Genomic DNA, 19,209 nt, shown 5'->3' with positions numbered 1-19,209 from the left:
AATCCGATTGCAATTAAGCTGCGCTGTTTTGTTCTGCGTGGCGTTCTAAAAGTGCTTGTTCAAAAAGACGTTGTTCTTTTTCTTTATGCTCTACCGAGAATCGAATAAACATCACAGAACCCGCAGCGATAACAACCAAGCCACCTAAGACCATTAAACATGTTTGGATATCCAACATACCCTTCAATAAGAATCCTGCTGCAACCGCACCTACATTGCCGCCTGCACCGATAATGCCTGCAACACCACCTAAAGCATCACGATCAATGAATGGAACTAATGCATAAGTCGCACCACACGCCATGTGCGTGAACAACGCGAAAACTGTCATACTCAGAATTGCCAGCGTCACGCTGTTCATTTGAGAGAAAAGAATAAGGAATAAGCCTTCACCCAGAATTAAGAGGAATAGAACCTTGGTACGCCCATCTAATCCTTTTTTAAGTGCTACTTTATCCGACACCATGCCACCTAAAGCACGGGCAAATAGCGCAAGCAGACCAAAGATTCCCGCGGCTAAACCCGCTTCTTTTAAACCAAATTCAAAATGAGTGACGTAGTACATCGCGATGATGTTATGAATGAAAATTTCAATTCCAAAGCACGCTGCATAAGAGATAAAGAGAATCCATACGCGATAATTACGTGCCGCATGCATTAAGATTGCTAAACCACCCTTTTTATCGCTACCAACAACGACACCCTGTGCACCAAGCTCTTTAAAGTTGCCTTGAGGACAATCTTGTGTAAATTTCCAATACAAGATCCCAACGATAACCATCATCAAACCAGGCACGATCAGCGCAACACGCCAGCCCATTGCCTGTTCAACACCAAACATCACCAGTGCCGCTAGGACTAAAGGCATAAGTGCTTGAGTTGCTCCACCCCCTGCATTTCCCCAGCCTGCTGAGGCTGCGTTTGCAGTGCCCACAACATTTGGAGCAAACATGATACTGGTGTGATATTGCGTGATCACAAAGCTTGCACCGATTGCACCAATCAATAAGCGGAAGAATAGAAATGACTCATAACTATTGGCTGCTGCCACCCCAAATACAGGAATACTTCCAATCAACAGTAACGCGGTATAAGTGATGCGCGGACCGTATTTATCACACAATGGCCCAACGATAAGTCGAACAACAATCGTGATTGCAACTGCGGCAATATTGATATTGGCAATTTGATCTTTGGTCAAATTGAACTCACCAGCAATTACTGGCATTAACGGTGCACATGCAAACCAAGCAAAGAAACATACGAAGAAAGCAAGCCAACTCATATGGAATGCTCGCATCGCTGGAGTGGAAAAGTTAAATAACTTAATTGATGTGGCTTTTTTAGCCGATAGATCTAAAGACATTGCCATCTCCTATACTGAACGTATACTGCTTCGTTGACACAAATCGTTGTGTAAACAAACCGATCAGATCGGACATCGTTGGCCGTCTTACAATTTTTTTAAAAAAGTCGTCTTTGACTCATTAAAGATTAAGCAAATGCCATGCCATACTTTAAAATAAAACTTTGAATTAATTTTAATCATTGTTTTTTATATATTTTTATTAAAAAAATAACGCCAAATTAGACTACTAACCGTATACTTTTTTACACAAATAGAGAGATGACCCGTTTTAAAGCACAATTCTACTTGCTTCAAAACAAGACTTTTTATGCACCAAAAATGCCCACCTTGATTAAATAGACCAATAAAATCAAAATTATTCTCATAGACACTCAAGCAACGATACAATACAGCGCATCTATAGATCGCTTTGGGAACTTTTGCACTATATTAAAAATTTTCTCATGGCATTAATTTTGCTTAAATAATAAAAGCCCTAGCACTGATTTCATAACGTGCCTATACCGACAATTTGACTTTATAATTATGCCGAAACTCAAAATCGTATTGATAGATGATGATCAAGCACGAGCTGAATACATCAAAGCCTGTTTAATTGAACATGATTTTGATGTGGTTGCGTGTTTTACTCTCGATCACTTAAATATCTTCAAACTTGAGCACCTCCAAGCAGATGTAATTTTGCTAGATATGGATCATCCTCATCGTGACGTAATCGAAAGCTGTGTAAGTAATTTCGACCTACCAACCGTGCTATTTACCAAAAACACCGACAAGGACACCATCAAACAAGCGATTGATGCTGGCATTACTGCCTATATTGTTGATGGCATCGATCCATCACGCTTACATACCATTTTAGATATTTCCATTGAACAATATAAAAAGCACAAAAAACTTGAAGGAGATCTCAAAGAGGCAAAAACAAAACTTGCAGACCGTAAAGATGTTGAAAAAGCCAAAGTCCTGTTAATGCAATTACATGATTTAAGTGAAGATACTGCCTTTCAGTTGCTCAGAAAAAATGCCATGAGCCATCGAATAACCATTGGTGAGATGGCGCGTCGCCTACTCGATGCCCAACAACTTTTAAATAATCAACTAAAGGATGAATAGATGAGCCATTTAGTAGAATTAGAAAAAGTAGAAAAAATAGACTTACAGCTTGGCTATATTCCGCTACTGGACTGTGTGGCCTTATTATGGGCGAAACAACGTGGTTATTTTGAAGATGTCGGATTAAATATCACTTTAGTTAAAGAAGCTTCATGGGCAAGTCTGCGTGATCGGCTCGCTTTTGGACTGCTTGATGCCGCACATTGTTTATCTGCAATGCTACCTGCTGCTGCAGTTGGTGCAGATCAAATCGGCATTCCCTTACAGACGCCGTTAGTTTTGAGCGAAAACCGTGCATTTATCAGTTTGAGTCAAAAACTTTGTTATGAATTAGATATTCACCAGCATGACCCTGTTGAAGTTTCCGCACAAAAACTTGTGCAAAAAATAAAATCCCGTCAAACGCTTTCGCTAGCACATGTATTTCAGCACTCCATTCATCATTATTGTTTAAGGGAGTGGTTAGCACTCGCCGATGAAGCTCTCGCACATTCGATGGATGTCAAAACCCTGGCACCACCCTATATGGTTGAAGCACTTCATACTCACCTGATTGATGGTTTTTGTGTGGGGGAACCCTGGAATACTCAAGCTGAAATCTTCGGCTTGAGTCATATTGTATGTTCGAGTCAAGAAATTATTCCAAATGTAGCCGATAAAGTATTGGCAGTGACCCAAGAATGGGCTCAACAACATCCAAATACTTTGACTGCGCTCACCAGTGCGGTATTAAGAGCACAAAAGGAATTGAAAGAAATAAAAGACTTCTCTCCTGTTTGGCGATTACTTGTAGAGTTCGACATCATTCAGTTCAATTGCTCACCTGAAGTCCATGTTGAAAAATATTTTAAAATTCAAAATATCATTCGGAACTTTATACTGGACGATGCAAAACCAAAGAGCAAAGATTTTGAATGGTTATTTCAACAGATGCAGAAATGGCAAACCCCACAGCCTACTCACAGACCCGAACTGAATTTAGCTCAAGAATGTCTTTTGTTAGAGACATATCAAAAGGCAATGCGCTTCAACAGCAAAATTTAGCTCAAAAAAAAGCTGTCTTTATAGTAAAGACAGCTTTGAAAGACCCAAAAAAGGCTAAGCCAATCAATATAGCCTTTTAAGTCAGATGATCTTAGCGAAACCTAGCATATCTTTTTCGGACATTTTTATGTCATTAACTGCCATCAAAAATATAAAAATACATCACTTTTGCCAATTCAGTGTTTTCCTAAAATGTTTAGGAAATAAACAATTTTTTCTAACATACAAAATCTTTTGACGATCAAAATAACTTTCAAATCAAAACTTTATTTTTATAGTTATCTCGGCAAGCCAAGCCAGACCTCAAATGCCAAATTTCAATATAAAAATTAAAATAAAAACAATTAATTAGTAGAATACGAGGAGTTTAATTTCAGATATTTACTACACTTATCCATTATTCAAAGATGAAGCTAAAATCTTAAATCGAAATCAGTTTTGTACCTCGGTGACTGCTGAGTTACACAAATGCCATGAACCATTTCAGTCGATTCAGTTTAAAATAATGAAACTTTTAAAATATCGAAAAATTTGTCATATTTTAACATTGCCAATTCCTTGCAAAGTTTCCATTATATGCAGCATGCTTGGTATGCAAATTTCTTCATCGATTAAATGAAATTATAAAAAAATTGCAGAATTTTGTGCCATAATAAGCAAACTTTGCAGACATCTTGCAAAAAACATTTGCAGTTTTAAAATTGGAGCAGGCTGAATGGGCTCAACCATTTTGGTGATTCACGGACCGAATTTGAACTTACTAGGAAAGCGCGAACCAGAAGTTTATGGTTATCTCACCCTCGATGATATTAACCAACAGCTCACTGCTCAAGCTAAAAGTGCATCACTCATTTTAGATACATTTCAAAGTAACTGGGAAGGTGCGATTGTCGATCGCATTCATCAAGCACAAAATGAAGGCGTTAAATTTATCATTATTAACCCTGCTGCGCTCACCCATACTTCTGTTGCTATACGCGATGCCCTTCTTGGTGTTGCCATCCCATTTATTGAGGTTCATTTGTCAAATGTTCATGCACGTGAATCATTTCGTCATCACTCATACTTATCAGATAAAGCCATTGGCGTGATTTGTGGCTTAGGTGCGCAAGGTTATTCCTTTGCACTCAACTACGCTATCGAAAAAATTCAATCTTCTAATTAATTTAAACCTTCAGGAATGCTCACTCATGGATATCCGTAAAATCAAGAAGCTCATCGACTTGATGATTGAATCTGACTTACAAGCGATTGAAGTTAAGGAAGGTGATCAATCCATCTCGTTGACTCGCCCAACACCAGTTTATGCGGCAACGCCTGTTGCTGCTCCTGCTGCAACCGCTGCTGCAGCACCTGTTACAAAAACACCACGTGGTGCTGTTGAACCATCCCCAATGGTTGGTGTGTTCTACGCAGCGCCAAGCCCGGGTGAAGCACCTTTTGTAAAAGTTGGCCAAACGGTTTCTGCCGGTGAAACGCTTGGGATCATTGAGGCAATGAAAATCATGAACCCAATCGAAGCAACCCAAAGCGGCGTTATTGAAGAGATCTTGGTGAAAAATGGTGATGTCATTCAATTTGGTCAACCATTATTCCGCTATCGCGCTTAATTAGTCTGGGGATTTCTATGTTGCAAAAAGTATTAATTGCAAACCGTGGTGAAATCGCTTTACGAATTACTCGGGCTTGCAAAACTCTTGGCATTAAAACTGTTGGTATATATTCCGATGCAGACAAGGATTTAATGCACTTACGCTTCGTAGATGAAGCGGTTTGTATTGGACCGGGAACCACAAGTGAAAGCTATTTAAATATTCCTGCAATTATTACTGCCGCAGAAATCACGGGTGCTGACGCAATTCACCCAGGTTATGGCTTCCTCTCTGAAAATGCTGAATTTGCTGAAATTGTAGAAAGTTCTGGTTTTATTTTCATCGGTCCTCGCCCTGAGCATATTCGTCTCATGGGGAACAAAGTCTCTGCGATTATTGCGATGAAAAAAGCGGGCGTACCTACAGTTCCGGGTTGTGATCATGCTGTAACCATCCACAATGCGCTTGCAGAGGCCAAAGAAATTGGTTTCCCTCTCATCGTTAAAGCTGCTGCTGGTGGTGGTGGTCGCGGTATGCGTATCGTTGAACGTGTCGATACATTGCTTGAGTCAGTTCAAGCTGCCCAACGCGATGCCGAGATGTGGTTTGGTGATGACACCGTTTATATGGAACGCTTCTTACAAAAGCCACGCCACGTAGAAGTTCAAGTTCTTGGTGATGGTAATGGTCATGCGATCCATTTATTTGACCGCGACTGCTCGTTACAACGTCGCCATCAAAAAGTATTAGAAGAAGCACCTGCTCCAAATCTTCCAGAACAAGCGCGGGCTGATATTCTTGAAGCTTGTGTAAATGCATGTAAGCTCATGCAATATCGTGGTGCGGGAACATTCGAATTTTTATTTGAAGATGGTGAATTCTTCTTTATCGAGATGAATACACGCGTTCAGGTTGAACATCCTGTTACTGAAATGGTGACTGGGGTTGATATTATCGAACAGCAGCTTCGTATTGCAGGTGGTTTGGGATTAAATCTCGAACAACATGAAATCGAAGTAAAAGGTCATGCGATTGAATGCCGTATTAATGCAGAAGATCCAACCACCTTTTTACCATCTCCTGGCAAAATCAACAGCTTTTATGCGCCAGGCGGAGCAGGTATTCGCCTAGACTCTCATATTTATCAAGACTATAGTATCCCTCCATACTATGACTCAATGATTGCAAAATTGATCGCACATGGCAAAGACCGTAAAACTTCACTTGCACGTATGCGTCAAGCGCTTGATGAAATGATTTTAACAGGTATTAAAACCAATATTCCGTTGCATAAAGATTTGATTTTGAAGGATAAAAACTTCTGCGAACAGGCAATGGATATTCATTACCTTGAAAAGCATTTGCTCAAACAGCTTGAACCAAAAGCTGAATCTGCTTAAATAAAAAAACCTCTTATTCATGAATAAGAGGTTTTTTTACAACCATGTTTTATGGCAAAACACGGCGTAAAGTTGCAAAACATTTATCGCCTTTTTCGTTTGCACAAAAATCAATCGTATGAGGATTCGCCCATTTAACAAAATACTGAGAAACTTCACCTGTTTGATCAACTTGCTGACCAGAACAATCGACTTCATCATTATCATATTTAATTTGAAGAATAAGCGCAGGCAAACGCTCTAGTTGATTGTCAGAAGGTTGATAGTCATACATTCCATAAGACCACTCCTTGCCACTTCTAATTACAACTTCATTGGCACCACGAAAATTATAATACTCAACACATTTTTTATTATTTGGTATTTCCATTCCCCAAAGTCCCATAATTTCAGGACGATTCGTAACACGTATACTATTTGCTGTTGCTATTTGAGGTGTGGTCACTACATCAGTATTCGCTGTTGTCTCAGCCAATGTTAATGTCGAACAAGCACATAAGAATCCAATAATATAAATATTTTTCATAGATTTAATTTAAGTTGTCATCTAAACATTCCTTGGCTTTAACTTAGCATATTTTTAAATAAAAACACTGCTTCATAACCATATCAACACAATATTTTTCTGGGGTAATTTATTTATTCATTTTGCTTTTTTCAGGTATGCTAAGACCAATTTGAACGAAATTTTGCTATAAAAATATACTTTTAGGGATTGAAGCCATGAAATTTGCTGAATACGTCCAATATGATGGTCTTGGTTTAGCCCAGCTTGTAAAAAATAAAGAAATTCAAGCAACAGAGTTATTGGAACTCGCTCTAGAACGAAGTGCTCAAGCCAATCCTAAGCTGAATGCAATTATCATCCCGATGTATGAACAAGCCAAACAACGAGCTAAACAAAATCTAACGGGACCCTTTGCAGGCGTTCCCTTTCTGGTAAAAGACTTATTTCAAGAATATCAAGGTGTACCCACTTCTTATGGCAGCCATTCACTAAAAAGAATTAATTACACTCCTGAGTTTAATGCAGAAATTGTCAACCGCTGGGAAAAGGTAGGAATCGTTACTTTTGGTCGAACCAATACACCAGAGTTTGGAATCAAAGGAATTACTGAACCTGATGCTTGGGGGGCATGTCATAATCCATGGAATTTAAAACATAATAGCGGTGGTTCATCGGGTGGGTCTGCTTCAGCAGTTGCAGGTGGTCTTGTGCCCATTGCAGGAGCTGGTGATGGTGGAGGTTCGATCCGTATCCCTGCATCTTATTGCGGCTTATTTGGACTTAAACCAAGTCGAGGACGCACTCCTTGGGGACCACAATACAGTGAAGCAATGCATGGAGCAGCAATGCAGCATGTGGTGTGCAAAACAGTCCGTGACAGTGCCGCCATGCTCGATGCTGTGCAAGGTCCAGAACAAAGCTCACTATTCTCAATTCAAGCACCCGATCAAAAATATCTGGATATCATTCAACAATCCCCTAAAAGACTTAGAATTGCATTTAACACCCAATCACCTATCGGCACTAAAGTCTCTAAAGATGCGACTCAAGCCATTCAACAGACCGCCAAACTTTTGGAGTCGCTTGGACATATTGTGGTGGAAGATCGTCCTAAAATAGAAGGGATCGCTTTAGCAAAGGACTTTATTACGACATGGTTTAGCCAATTCTCATATATGCAAGCACAAATCAAACAAATGACAGGTTCTACTGATCAAGACTTTGAACTTGATTCGATTGCTTTGGCTGCATTTGGTGCTAAAACAACAGCCACTGAGTATATTCACAACTTAAATAATTGGGGACTTTATAGCACTCAAATGAACATTTTCTTTGAGCAATATGATCTTTATTTAACCCCAACCACGGCTTCCGTGGCACCGAAAAATGGTGAGATTGCCACCCCTGCATGGCAAAAACCCATTCTAAAAGTTTTACTCAAACTTGGAAAAGCACACTATCTAGCGCAAGGAAAATTGGTTGAAAAAATGGTACAAGACAATTTAAGTTGGGTGCCCTTCACACAATTAGCAAATGTCACTGGCTTACCTGCCATGTCCGTACCTTTATATTGGAATAAACATGGCCTGCCCCTTGGTAGTCAATTTATTGCCCCTTTTGGGCGAGAGGATCGCTTGTTACAACTCGCTGCCCAACTTGAGCAAGCTCAACCATGGATGCCCCAATACAAGAAGATAGCACTTTAATGCTATTTATGAGCTGCCGTTTCAAGCTGATTCGGCAGCCAATACACCAAGACCAATCCTAATAACACAACTACTCCTGCGCATAAGAAAATGGTTGCACCAGATAAAAGCACCCAATAATGTCCAGCCAGTAAACTTCCAGATGCCACTCCCAAGCCCCACATTGTGCTATACAAAGCTTGACCTCGCCCTTGTTGTCCTGCTGAAAAATTCTGAAATATGACTTTCATTGCAATTAAATGGAATAAACCAAAGCTGAATGCATGTAAACACTGTGCCAATAATTGCCCGATATAATTTGTCTCAAAGATCCCAACCAGAAACCAACGCACACTTGTCATGATTAAGCAAACGGCAACCAATACCCGCCATGAAAAACGATGAAAGAAAAGCTTGTGAGCCACTGCAAACATAATGATTTCCGCAATTACACCCATTGCCCATAAGCTACCAATCTGCGTGGTGCTATATCCTATTTCATTTAAGTAATTACTATAAAAGCTATAAAAAGGTGCTTGAGAAAATAGCAGAATAAATTCAATGGTAAAAAAAGCTGCAATCATAGGCTGTTTGAGTACTGGCCATAATGGTTCTAATTTTTGCTGTGAGCTCGGTGCATGTTCAGGTTCTTTAATTGTAAATGACCATAAGAAAGCTAAAAAAGAAATAGACAGAAGCAAGATGGGCAACATTGAAATTGGGATAATTTCAAGTAACGCACCGATGGCAAATACACCGACAATAAAACCCACTGAACCCCATTTCCTTACTCGCCCATAAAGTTCCGCTCGTTTATCTCCCAACCAAAATAATGTGACTCCTTCAAATTGGGCTAAAATTGCATTTTGAAAAAAGCTAAAAATCAGCATCAATAATGCAACAGACTGAAAATTATTGGGAATAATAAAAATTAAAAACCAAATGCAAGCTTCCATCCAAGTGGCGATTCGAACGAGAAGCATACGCCGACCCGATTTATCAGCGATCCACCCCCAAATCAATGGTGCAAAAAAACGTGTAATAATCGCGATAGAAGATAAAATTCCAATTTCTTGGTAATTAAAGCCCTGATCTTGGAGATACAGATTCCAATAAGGCATAAAGGTCCCAACGATCGCGTAGTAAAATAGATAAAAACCACCTAATCGTGTTTGGATCGTAAGAAGTTGAGACAAGTTATAGACCTTCACATTTTCAATACACTGAGCTATCAAATCATTTTTGGTAAGCTGAAGCTGTGAATTGTAGCCTAATCAAGCAACTAATAAATCACTTTAGATAAAATATTATAAATAAGACAAAGAAGCAGTAGCCGAATATACTTGGTGATTATAAAGAAAATAGATATAAAGGAACATGTGGTTTTTCTGAAATTGAATATCATCGTTATTAGTTCTAAGAATAATTTTTATATATTTATACTTTCACCTTAAAATTTCGAATTAGAGATAAATATCACTTTACCTCTAATTCACGTAGAAATTTCCCAATCTAAGATTATTTTTTAATTATGCTTCTGGCATCAAAGAAGAGTGATGACTGGTAATTAGCCACTGCTTACCATTCCAATGATAAGTATAACTATAACGTGCTCTTACTGCCTCTCCTGTTTTTGTAAAAGAAAAAGTATAAACCCCTGTATCAAGCGCAGTATTACATCCAATATCAATAAACCTTGTTTCAACTTTTCCTGTAGGTGAGTTTTCCATGAAATGTTTGAAATAATCCTCTTTCTCAGCAGCAGTAAATCTTAACTTATTGGATAAAGTCGGAAGTAAAATGGAATCCTCTGCGTACAGCTGCACAATGCTTTCAGGTTTGCCACTTTGTAAACCTTGATTCCATTTGTCAAATAAAGCACTAATTTCTTGATCATTTGTGTTTTTGCACACTTTTATTTGTTGTGTAGAATAATCTTCATGCTTAGTCATACTCATACAACCGGATAAAACACCGCCTAATAATACTGAAATATAAACCAGTTTCAACTTCCACCTCTTTATTGTTAAATAATTATATTTTCCAACTTATATAATGGTTTTTATTTAAACCATTCAATAAATCAGCCATATTTTACGTTCAGATTTATATTAATAATTGGCATTAAATTTCTTTTTTGTTATTTATCTGTATCATATTAAATTATAATTATATAAATTAATTATCAATAATATAAAACTCAATGATAGCTATTAATTTTTATGAACATAGTGTATTTAAATATATTGTTATTTAGAATCATTATCTCTACTAACAATTCCTCACTTGTAGTTCTCAGCCAGTATTGGCAAGGTTAGGCCTAGTGAAACATCTGGAAACTGAAACACATGGCGAGTCCAGCACAAGCTATACGACACAAACTTCTTAACACTTTCTTTTCAAGACATTCGATTTGGTTCCTGTGTATTTTTATTACTTTAACGATTACATGGTTCAGAATAACCCATACCCCATATACTATTTATTATTTTATATCGGATACCTTGCTTAACGGCTTATGGCTTGTTACTGGCTTACTCAGCTTAGTTGGTTTTTATGACTTACTACAAAAGAAACATGCAATTTTAAGAAACTATCCCATATTAGGGCATTTCCGTTTTATTTTTGAGGATGTGCGTCCTGAAATCAGACAATATTTTATAGAGGCTGATCAAGATGCTCTGCCATTTTCGCGGATGCAAAGAAGCCTCGTTTATCAACGTGCTAAAAATGAAAATGCAGATAAACCGTTCGGCTCTATCATTGATGTATATGAACCCAATTATCGTTTTATCGTGCATTCAATTACACCGTGCTTACCTGCTAACCCCGAAACCTTTCGTGTCCTTATCGGAAACTCTCAGTGTAGTCAGCCATACAGTGCTTCTATTATGAATATTTCCGCAATGAGTTTTGGTAGCTTAAGTGCAAATGCAATTCTTGCTCTTAACCAAGGTGCTCGTTTAGGTAATTTCTATCACGATACAGGCGAAGGAAGTTTAAGTCCTTATCATTTGGAAAATGGTGGTGATATTGTTTGGCAAATTGCCAGTGGTTATTTTGGTTGCCGTACTCCCGAGGGTTTATTTGATCCAGAGAAATTTGCTCAACAGGCTAAAAACCCGCAAATCAAAATGATTGAGGTCAAACTTTCTCAAGGAGCAAAACCTGGTCACGGCGGGATTTTACCCAAGCATAAGATCACGGAAGAAATTGCACGTATTCGTGGCATTTCTAGAGAATATGATTGTGTTTCGCCTTCTCGGCATCCAAGTTTTAATACACCCATTGAAATGATGCACTTCATTCAACAACTACGAGAACTTTCAGGTGGTAAGCCAGTTGGTTTTAAACTATGCATTGGTCAACCATGGCAATTCATGAGTATCGTGAAAGCAATGCTTGAAACTAAAATTATTCCTGATTTTGTTGTTGTGGATGGTTCTGAGGGTGGAACAGGCGCTGCACCCATTGAGTTTAGTGACTATATTGGTACACCTTTGCGCGAAGGTTTACGTTTCGTGCATAACACACTAGTGGGTGCTGGTTTACGTAGTCAAGTCAAAATTGGCGCGAGTGGCAAGATTATCAGTGCCTTCGATATTGCCAGCACTTTTGCACTCGGCGCAGATTGGGTGAACTCAGCGCGAGGTTTTATGTTCGCCGTAGGTTGTATTCAAGCTCAAAGCTGCCACACCAATCAATGCCCTGTAGGTGTAGCCACGCAAGATCCTGACCGCCAAAAGGCTATTCATGTACCAAGCAAAGCTGAACGGGTATTTAGTTTCCATAAAAATACCTTGCACGCACTTTCAGAAATGATTGCAGCAGCAGGTTTACGCCATCCTTCAGATATTAAGGCACATCATTTAGCGCAGCGTATGAATGACCGTGAAATCAAAAACTATGCACAAATCCATTTTTTCTTGAAAGAAAATGAATTACTGCAAGATGATTTACATGATGATGAGAACTTTTATTATCGTATGTGGAAAATAGCAGATGCCAAAAGTTTTTAATCTAAATTAATTTTAAAAAATCACCACTAATAATAGTGGTGATTTGGTTTTGCATGCAGAAAAGCAGGTATTAACCCTGTCAGTGCTGCGCGAATATCAGCGCGCTCATTAATCAACTGATGCGAACCCTCTTCTAGCATCAACAAAGTCTGCAATCTGAATTTACGGCGTATATATTCAATGTTGTAACGCCAATCTACAGTCTGATCGAGCGCACCTTGCGCCAACCATACAGGGATGCGACACGCTGGCCGCAGTTCCATTTCTAACATCCACTTTGACATCGCAAGGATCCAGTCCATTCCCATCATACGAGGTTGCAACGGATCCTTAAGACGGATAAAACGTAAAAACTCTGGATTATGATTATTACGGCGAAAATGCCGCGGCACTTGGCTTTTGATACGGCGAATGATTCCCAAACCCACTGAATTGTGCCACCATGCTGTTTTTGCAGGACGAATCAATGGGGATAACAACAATACTCGATCTACAATTGGATCTTCTCGACGCTCTGCAAACTCCAATAAATGATGCATCCAGATCGCCCCACCCGTACTTTGCCCAATGCCTAGCCACGGTCTAGGTAATTGTTTTGCACCACGCACAGCATCATATACAGCATGCAGGACTTGTTGATAATGATCAAAGTTCTGGATACTGGCAGCAGAACCATCACTTAAACCATGTCCAGGCAAATCATAAGTCAGCACACTAAAACCTTGATCCAAGATCTCTTTGATAATGGGCTGGTAGATTCCACTATGTTCTAAATAGCCATGTAATAAGCATACTGTACCTTGCACCTTGTCTTGTAAGGGCTGGAAGACTTGCACATGCAGACGAAACAAAGGCATTTCCACATAACCTTGCCAGTGTTCACACTCAAGGGAATCTAATCCATATAATTTGCGATAAGCCAACAACGCTTTTGGTGGTTCGCTCGTTTTATTCAGATCTAACACCTCCAGTAACTGAGGGGTTGTCTCACGATTAGGAACAGGCAAGTCAAGTTGCTTTAAAATTGTCGGATTAAGGAAAGGAATATTGGACATTATGGTATCTCCCGACAATCACTTGAACCAAACAGGACATCACGAATCGTAGCAAGTAACTCATAGTTTGCACGTCGACTGTGATCATAATTCTTTTCACTTGGACGCCAACTCGTTAATTTGGTAGGCATCGGCGCAACAACAGGAACTGTCTCGATCCCATTCAAAGCAAACAAACGTCGGGTTCGTGGCATGTGATACTCATCTGTAATGAGAATGACTTTAGGAGCACCACCTTTCTTTTGAAGCAGTAAAGAACTAAAACGCGAGTTTTCACAAGTATTCATACTTCTATTTTCTAGTAATTTGGCTTTAATGCCTCGTTCTTCTAACCAAGCTTGCATATAAGGTGCTTCTACGCCACTCAGAACAATAGGTAAGTTATATTGTTTCTCTATTTCCAAAGTACGCTCTAAACGAAGTCTTGTATAATTATTTACAACAATATCTTTACCATTTGCACCAAGTGTGAGCCCTCCACCTAAAACAACAATTGCATAAGGTTGATTTGTATCTTTTAAATCACCACGATCATCTTGTTTATTTTTTTTAGACTCAAGTAAATCCTTACTCAGTAATGACTCGGATTCTTCATCTATAGGTAATGGTATAGGATAAGTATCGAGAAAATTAAGATATGCATCCATCAAAGCCTGATTCTCGGTAGTTGTATGTTGCAAAAAGTCCGCTGGGCTACTTGCTGCAAGCATATGTTCTTGATCGGAAGCTTGTTCTGGCAAACTTGTTTTTTTGTTTGGATCTTCTGGTGCTTTCTCTTGTTCTTCAACAATCAGCTGTTGTAGCACCTTATAGCGTGCTTGAAGAACTCTAAGATCCTCAGCATCTCGTTGTTTATCCTTATTATCCAACAACTTAAAATATGCTTGCCGCGCGATCCATAAATTTGAACCAGGTTCTAGGCTCTCATGTTCACTCAAAGCCGCCGATTTTTGGCTTTCAGCAGCGACTTCATTTACATTGAACGAGACAAAATGATTTAAACCTTTGACCATTACTTGAGAATAAAAAGGTGAATATAAAAAAAGCACAAAGCAGCCCAATAGCACGAAAAGTATCGTAATGATTCGCACTAAACTGACCATCCAATGCACTTTCTTCATATATCTCCTCAACTCTAATGTGATTGAATTAAACCTTGATCACTGTACAACACAGGTTCAGGTTCAAGCTGAATGCCAAATTTCAGTTTTACATCATGCTGTACCGCTTTGTATGTACGCTGAACATCAACTAAGGTGGCATTTGAGTAATTCACCAAGACTAACGCCTGTTTATGGAACATACCCACTGGACCAAGCTGTTTTCCTTTCCAGCCTGCTTGGTCAATCAACCAACCTGCTGCAACTTTAACACTGCCGTTGCCTTGAGGATAATGTGGAATGTTTGGGAATTGTTGAGTAATTTTGTCAAATTCAATTTGAGTTAAAATCGGATTCTTAAAAAAACTACCTACATTTGGATATTCTTTTGGATCAGGCAACTTGCTTTGACGTATTTGAATTACTTGATTTTGCAAATTTTCAGCAGTCAACTCATCCCCAACTGCTTGTTGAAGATCACCATAATTTAGTTTTAATTCTGGGTGTTTCAACAATTTAAAGACAACACTCACAATGATATAGCGCTGTGGATGATCTTTAAAAATACTATGACGATATGAAAAATGGCAGTCACGAGCCGCAATGGTGTCAAATTGCTTGAGTTCACGATCATAGACCTGAACAGATTCAATAAACTCACCCACCTCCACGCCGTAAGCACCAATATTTTGGACAGGTGAAGCACCCACCAAACCCGGAATTAATGCAAGATTCTGCAGACCAAACCAATTTTGCTTGGTGCTGTATAATACAAAATCATGCCAAACCTGACCTGCCCCAACTTTTACCGTGATACTTTGGTCATCTTCATCCAACACATCTATACCTTGAATATTGAGATGAATTACCAAAGCATGAATACGTTGTGGTAGCAATAAATTACTGCCACCAGACAAAATGAGTACATTCAAATTTTCTTGTTCTGCAAATGCCAAAGCATCAACAATCTCACTCGGTTGATCAATTTGAACATAATGAGAAGCGGTCACATCGAGATTTAAGGTGTTTAAATGTTGAAGTTGAACCTGTTGTTTTACTTGCATATGACATTTAACCCTATTACGCAACGCTCATTTGTTCTTTTAAAATATTTACCCATGCCTGACTACTCGATTCACACTGATCAAGTACTCGCTCGAAACCATCCGCTCCACCATAATATGGGTCTGGGACAGCTTGTTGGGAATATCGAGGATCATGTTCACTCATCAAAGCAATTTTGGCTCGAATTTTATGGGCGCCAAACTCAATGATTGCTTTCGTCATCAGCGATTGAATATTCTCAAAATTTTCATGATCCATCGCAAGAATCAAATCATACTCAAGAAAATCCATCAGGATCATTTGTCTTGCTCGCAATGCCGAAAGGTCATAGCCTCGTTGACTTGCATGGTGCTGACTACGGCGATCTGGAGCTTTATTTGGATGATAATTGCTGGTACCTGCCGAATCGACAATTACATTTAGACCATGCGCATCACAATGATGTCTGAAAACAACCTCTGCTGTTGGTGAACGGCAAATATTTCCTAAACAGACACACAACACCTTATAGGGCGTTTTAGATGGCATAATCACCTCAAAGTTACACAGTCAAAACAGCATCTTATGTTAATTTATTTGTGTGCTGAAACCTATAGCAATATCATATAAAAATGTTGTATTTATTGGGTTTTGTTAACAATTTAACGATGTATTTTGACTATGTCGGATACGTATAAAGAAATACTGACATTCATCAATACCCATGGCAGAATGAAAACCATTCAACCCCAGGCGAAAGGATACAAGTATGAACTCATTTCAATTTCAGACCGTTTCCAACATTATTTCAGGCTTGGGCTCCATTAATGAACTCAGCAATATTTTGCAATCGCAGAATTATCGTAAAGCACTCTTAGTTACTGATGAAGGAATGATTCAGCATCAACTGCATCTCCCTATTCTAAACATTTTAGAGCAAACTGGACTGGATTATATTATTTATTCAGATATTCAAGCTGACCCTCCAGAACACCTAGTATTAGAAGCAGTTGAGTTCGCGAAACAGGAAAAGATTGATATTGTAATCGGTTTTGGCGGTGGCAGCTCGATGGATGTTGCTAAATTAATTGCATTACTCGCACATCCACAACAACAGCAAAATCTCACCGAAATTTATGGGGTAAATCAAGCGAAAGCGCCGCGTTTGGCTTTAATTCTCGTTCCAACTACAGCTGGCACAGGTTCAGAAGTTACTCCAATTTCGATTGTCACTACGGGTGCGACAACCAAAATGGGCGTAGTCTCACCTATACTGTATGCTGATGTGGCTATTTTGGATGCAACCTTTACCCAAGCTTTGCCAGCACATATCACTGCCGCAACAGGAATAGATGCCATGGTACATGCCATAGAGGCCTATACCTCACATCTAAAAAAGAACTTTTATGCAGATATGTTGGCCAAAAATGCTTTATTGCTACTGAATAATAATTTAGCCAAAGTACTTAAGGATGGTTCTGATTTAGAAGCACGCCAAAATATGTTAGTGGGTTCAATGCTCGCTGGTCAGGCATTTGCCAATGCGCCTGTAGGAGCAGTTCATGCGTTAGCATATCCCTTGGGTGGGCATTTTCATCTTTCACATGGACATACGAATGCGCTCGTTCTAGTGGAAGTACTAAAGTTTAATGCGCCTACAGCTAAACAATATTATGCTGAGTTAATGCAACTATTAGACCCTCGAAGCACAGGCTGTACTGATGGACTATGTGATTTATTTATCGATCATATGCAAAATCATTTAGATCACAGTGGTTTGACGCTAAAACTAAAAGATTTGAATATTGCAGAATCACAATTAGCACAACTTGCAAAAGATGCGATGTTACAAACTCGATTATTGCAAAATAATCCGAGAGAAATGACTGAGCAAGATGCATTACAAATTTATCAGGCGATTTATGCATGAGTAAGCCAATATTTAGAACACGTGAACAATTTAAATTCTTTTTTAACATTCAAACTCGTTGGGCGGACAACGATATATACGGTCACGTAAATAATGTGACCTATTATAGTTATTTTGACACGGCCGCAAATTCACTCCTCATCCAAAAAACAGGGTTTGATATTCACAACAGCGAGATTATTGGGCTAGTGGTAGACTCAGCATGCAGTTTCCTACAAGAATTGTCTTTTCCAGAAATGATTGAAGTCGGTGTTGCGATTGGTAAAATTGGCAACTCTTCCTTACGTTACGAGTTAGCAATTTTTAAACAGAATCAACCCCAAACTGCTGCTCAAGGACACTTTGTTCATGTATTCGTTGACCGAAAAAGCCGTAAGAGTATGGCAATTCCTCAAGAGATGCGTGAAATACTCAATCAATATTTACTGATAGAAAAATGACACCAAAGGCAAAGCAACAAGGAAGGCTCTGCCCTTATTAAAACCTAGGGTTTCAACTGAATATTTTGTAACTCAGCATCAAAAGTATCCACTAAACTTTTAATCGTCGGCTCTTGATGCAATAGCTCAACAGCCCGATTAAATGCTTTTTCCTTACGTGAATTTTGCAAAATCAGAGGTGTACTTGAGCTTACATCACCATACTGCACACTGAATTGCGTCTTAGACCATTGTGCTTTCAAGGCCTCTTCTAAACCATGTTGCAGTTGAGACAACATCCCTTCATATTGCTGCGGAATATGAAAAATAGAAGCACCATTAATTTGCCCATGCATGACCCCATGCTGTGCAAGTTCTTGGACCGCCGGTGATAATTGACTGGTTCTAAACCAGTATTCCCATTTCGCTAAATCCCACTCTCCCTCTAATACCTGCATAGGCAGTTTGAGAATGTCCTGAGGCATTAAATCAGTTTGCGCTTCATTATCCTGTTGCGATATCGATTGATCTGACTTCTCTCTATCACTCGCCTCTGTCATAACCGCTTCAGGCATGGTTGCATCAACATGTGGAGTATCCTCCACTAGATCGAAATGATCATCCTGCGTCTGCACAACGAGCTGCTCGCTCGATTGAACTTGGGGATGTGATTCAACGGAGAAAACTAAAACCTCTTCTGACTCTGTGATATTTGCCTGAAGATGCTGCTGATCAGCCGATAAATCCAGCCCGATAAGTTGCCCATCCTCAGCATCAAAAACCATTAGATCAGCATTTTGCGGTTCAGGTTCAGGTTCAGGTTCAGGTTCAGGTTCAGGTTCAGGTTCAGGTTCAGGTTCAGGTTCAGGTTCAGGTTCAGGTTCAGGTTCAGGTTCAGGTTCAGGTTCAGGTTCAGGTTCAGGTTCAG

At 39.2% G+C, this 19,209-nt stretch carries 17 protein-coding genes and 1 pseudogene; 9 read left to right on the top strand and 9 right to left on the bottom strand.

Annotated elements, in window-relative coordinates:
* Nucleotides 1-13: 13 nt before the first annotated feature.
* Nucleotides 14-1,366 (bottom strand): MFS transporter, encoded by a 1,353-nt coding sequence (locus DK207_RS10400; RefSeq protein WP_109441093.1) that lies wholly within the window; start codon nt 1,364-1,366, stop codon nt 14-16.
* A gap of 528 nt (nt 1,367-1,894) precedes the next feature.
* Between DK207_RS10400 and DK207_RS10395 the strand changes: the two genes are divergently transcribed.
* From DK207_RS10395 to accC, 5 genes are all read left to right on the top strand, one after another.
* Entirely contained in the window at nt 1,895-2,485 is a 591-nt protein-coding gene (locus DK207_RS10395; protein ID WP_109441092.1) for an ANTAR domain-containing response regulator, read from the top strand.
* On the top strand, nt 2,486-3,529 hold the full coding sequence (locus DK207_RS10390) for an ABC transporter substrate-binding protein (protein WP_109441091.1): 1,044 nt from the start codon (nt 2,486-2,488) through the stop codon (nt 3,527-3,529).
* Nucleotides 3,530-4,244: 715 nt separating this feature from the next.
* Nucleotides 4,245-4,694, top strand: coding sequence for a type II 3-dehydroquinate dehydratase (gene aroQ, locus DK207_RS10385; RefSeq protein ID WP_109441090.1), 450 nt, complete (start codon nt 4,245-4,247; stop codon nt 4,692-4,694).
* Between the two features lie 25 nt (nt 4,695-4,719).
* Nucleotides 4,720-5,139 (top strand): acetyl-CoA carboxylase biotin carboxyl carrier protein, encoded by a 420-nt coding sequence (accB, locus tag DK207_RS10380; protein ID WP_109441089.1) that lies wholly within the window; start codon nt 4,720-4,722, stop codon nt 5,137-5,139.
* A 17-nt stretch (nt 5,140-5,156) separates the two neighbouring features.
* Complete coding sequence (gene accC / locus DK207_RS10375) at nt 5,157-6,521, top strand: acetyl-CoA carboxylase biotin carboxylase subunit (RefSeq protein WP_109441088.1); 1,365 nt, start codon at nt 5,157-5,159, stop codon at nt 6,519-6,521.
* A 49-nt stretch (nt 6,522-6,570) separates the two neighbouring features.
* On the opposite strand, the gene DK207_RS10370 is transcribed toward accC, so the two are convergent.
* On the bottom strand, nt 6,571-7,047 hold the full coding sequence (locus tag DK207_RS10370) for a hypothetical protein (protein ID WP_109441087.1): 477 nt from the start codon (nt 7,045-7,047) through the stop codon (nt 6,571-6,573).
* A gap of 197 nt (nt 7,048-7,244) precedes the next feature.
* Between DK207_RS10370 and DK207_RS10365 the strand changes: the two genes are divergently transcribed.
* Complete coding sequence (locus DK207_RS10365; RefSeq protein WP_109441086.1) at nt 7,245-8,735, top strand: amidase; 1,491 nt, start codon at nt 7,245-7,247, stop codon at nt 8,733-8,735.
* Between the two features lie 2 nt (nt 8,736-8,737).
* On the opposite strand, the gene DK207_RS10360 is transcribed toward DK207_RS10365, so the two are convergent.
* The gene (locus DK207_RS10360; protein WP_109441187.1) at nt 8,738-9,910 is read right to left on the bottom strand and encodes an MFS transporter; all 1,173 of its coding nucleotides are present in this window, start codon (nt 9,908-9,910) and stop codon (nt 8,738-8,740) included.
* A gap of 333 nt (nt 9,911-10,243) precedes the next feature.
* Nucleotides 10,244-10,723 carry an SgcJ/EcaC family oxidoreductase gene (locus DK207_RS10355; RefSeq protein WP_109441085.1) on the bottom strand — a complete coding sequence of 160 codons (480 nt, stop codon included), beginning with the start codon at nt 10,721-10,723 and terminating at the stop codon, nt 10,244-10,246.
* A 339-nt stretch (nt 10,724-11,062) separates the two neighbouring features.
* Between DK207_RS10355 and DK207_RS10350 the strand changes: the two genes are divergently transcribed.
* Entirely contained in the window at nt 11,063-12,733 is a 1,671-nt protein-coding gene (locus tag DK207_RS10350; RefSeq protein WP_109441084.1) for an FMN-binding glutamate synthase family protein, read from the top strand.
* A 26-nt stretch (nt 12,734-12,759) separates the two neighbouring features.
* On the opposite strand, the gene DK207_RS10345 is transcribed toward DK207_RS10350, so the two are convergent.
* Genes DK207_RS10345 through DK207_RS10330 form a run of 4 tightly spaced genes read right to left on the bottom strand, consistent with a single transcriptional unit; the run spans nt 12,760 to nt 16,481 of the window.
* Nucleotides 12,760-13,788: an alpha/beta hydrolase gene (locus tag DK207_RS10345; protein WP_109441083.1), complete on the bottom strand. Its 1,029-nt coding sequence runs from the start codon at nt 13,786-13,788 to the stop codon at nt 12,760-12,762.
* Nucleotides 13,788-14,909 (bottom strand): YdcF family protein, encoded by a 1,122-nt coding sequence (locus DK207_RS10340; RefSeq protein ID WP_109441082.1) that lies wholly within the window; start codon nt 14,907-14,909, stop codon nt 13,788-13,790. The genes DK207_RS10345 and DK207_RS10340 overlap by 1 nt, the downstream gene beginning before the upstream one ends.
* Before the next feature lie 14 nt (nt 14,910-14,923).
* Complete coding sequence (gene murB, locus DK207_RS10335; RefSeq protein WP_109441081.1) at nt 14,924-15,952, bottom strand: UDP-N-acetylmuramate dehydrogenase; 1,029 nt, start codon at nt 15,950-15,952, stop codon at nt 14,924-14,926.
* 16 nt (nt 15,953-15,968) lie between these two features.
* A complete protein-coding gene (locus DK207_RS10330) occupies nt 15,969-16,481 on the bottom strand; it encodes a low molecular weight protein-tyrosine-phosphatase (protein ID WP_109441080.1) in 513 nt (170 codons plus the stop codon).
* A 220-nt stretch (nt 16,482-16,701) separates the two neighbouring features.
* On the opposite strand from DK207_RS10330, the gene DK207_RS10325 reads away from it, so the two are divergent.
* Nucleotides 16,702-17,862 (top strand): iron-containing alcohol dehydrogenase, encoded by a 1,161-nt coding sequence (locus DK207_RS10325; protein WP_109441079.1) that lies wholly within the window; start codon nt 16,702-16,704, stop codon nt 17,860-17,862.
* Nucleotides 17,859-18,302, top strand: a complete 444-nt coding sequence (locus DK207_RS10320; protein ID WP_109441078.1) for an acyl-CoA thioesterase — start codon at nt 17,859-17,861, stop codon at nt 18,300-18,302. Before DK207_RS10325 ends, DK207_RS10320 begins: the two co-directional genes overlap by 4 nt.
* 44 nt (nt 18,303-18,346) lie before the next feature.
* Here DK207_RS10320 and DK207_RS10315 read toward each other — a convergent pair.
* A pseudogene (locus DK207_RS10315) lies at nt 18,347-19,209 on the bottom strand (DNA polymerase III subunit gamma/tau C-terminal domain-containing protein); the annotation flags it as partial.

Origin of the sequence: Acinetobacter haemolyticus (assembly GCF_900406815.1) — a bacterium.
GTDB lineage: Bacteria > Pseudomonadota > Gammaproteobacteria > Pseudomonadales > Moraxellaceae > Acinetobacter > Acinetobacter haemolyticus_A.
This window is presented reverse-complemented; position numbering and strand designations above follow the sequence as displayed.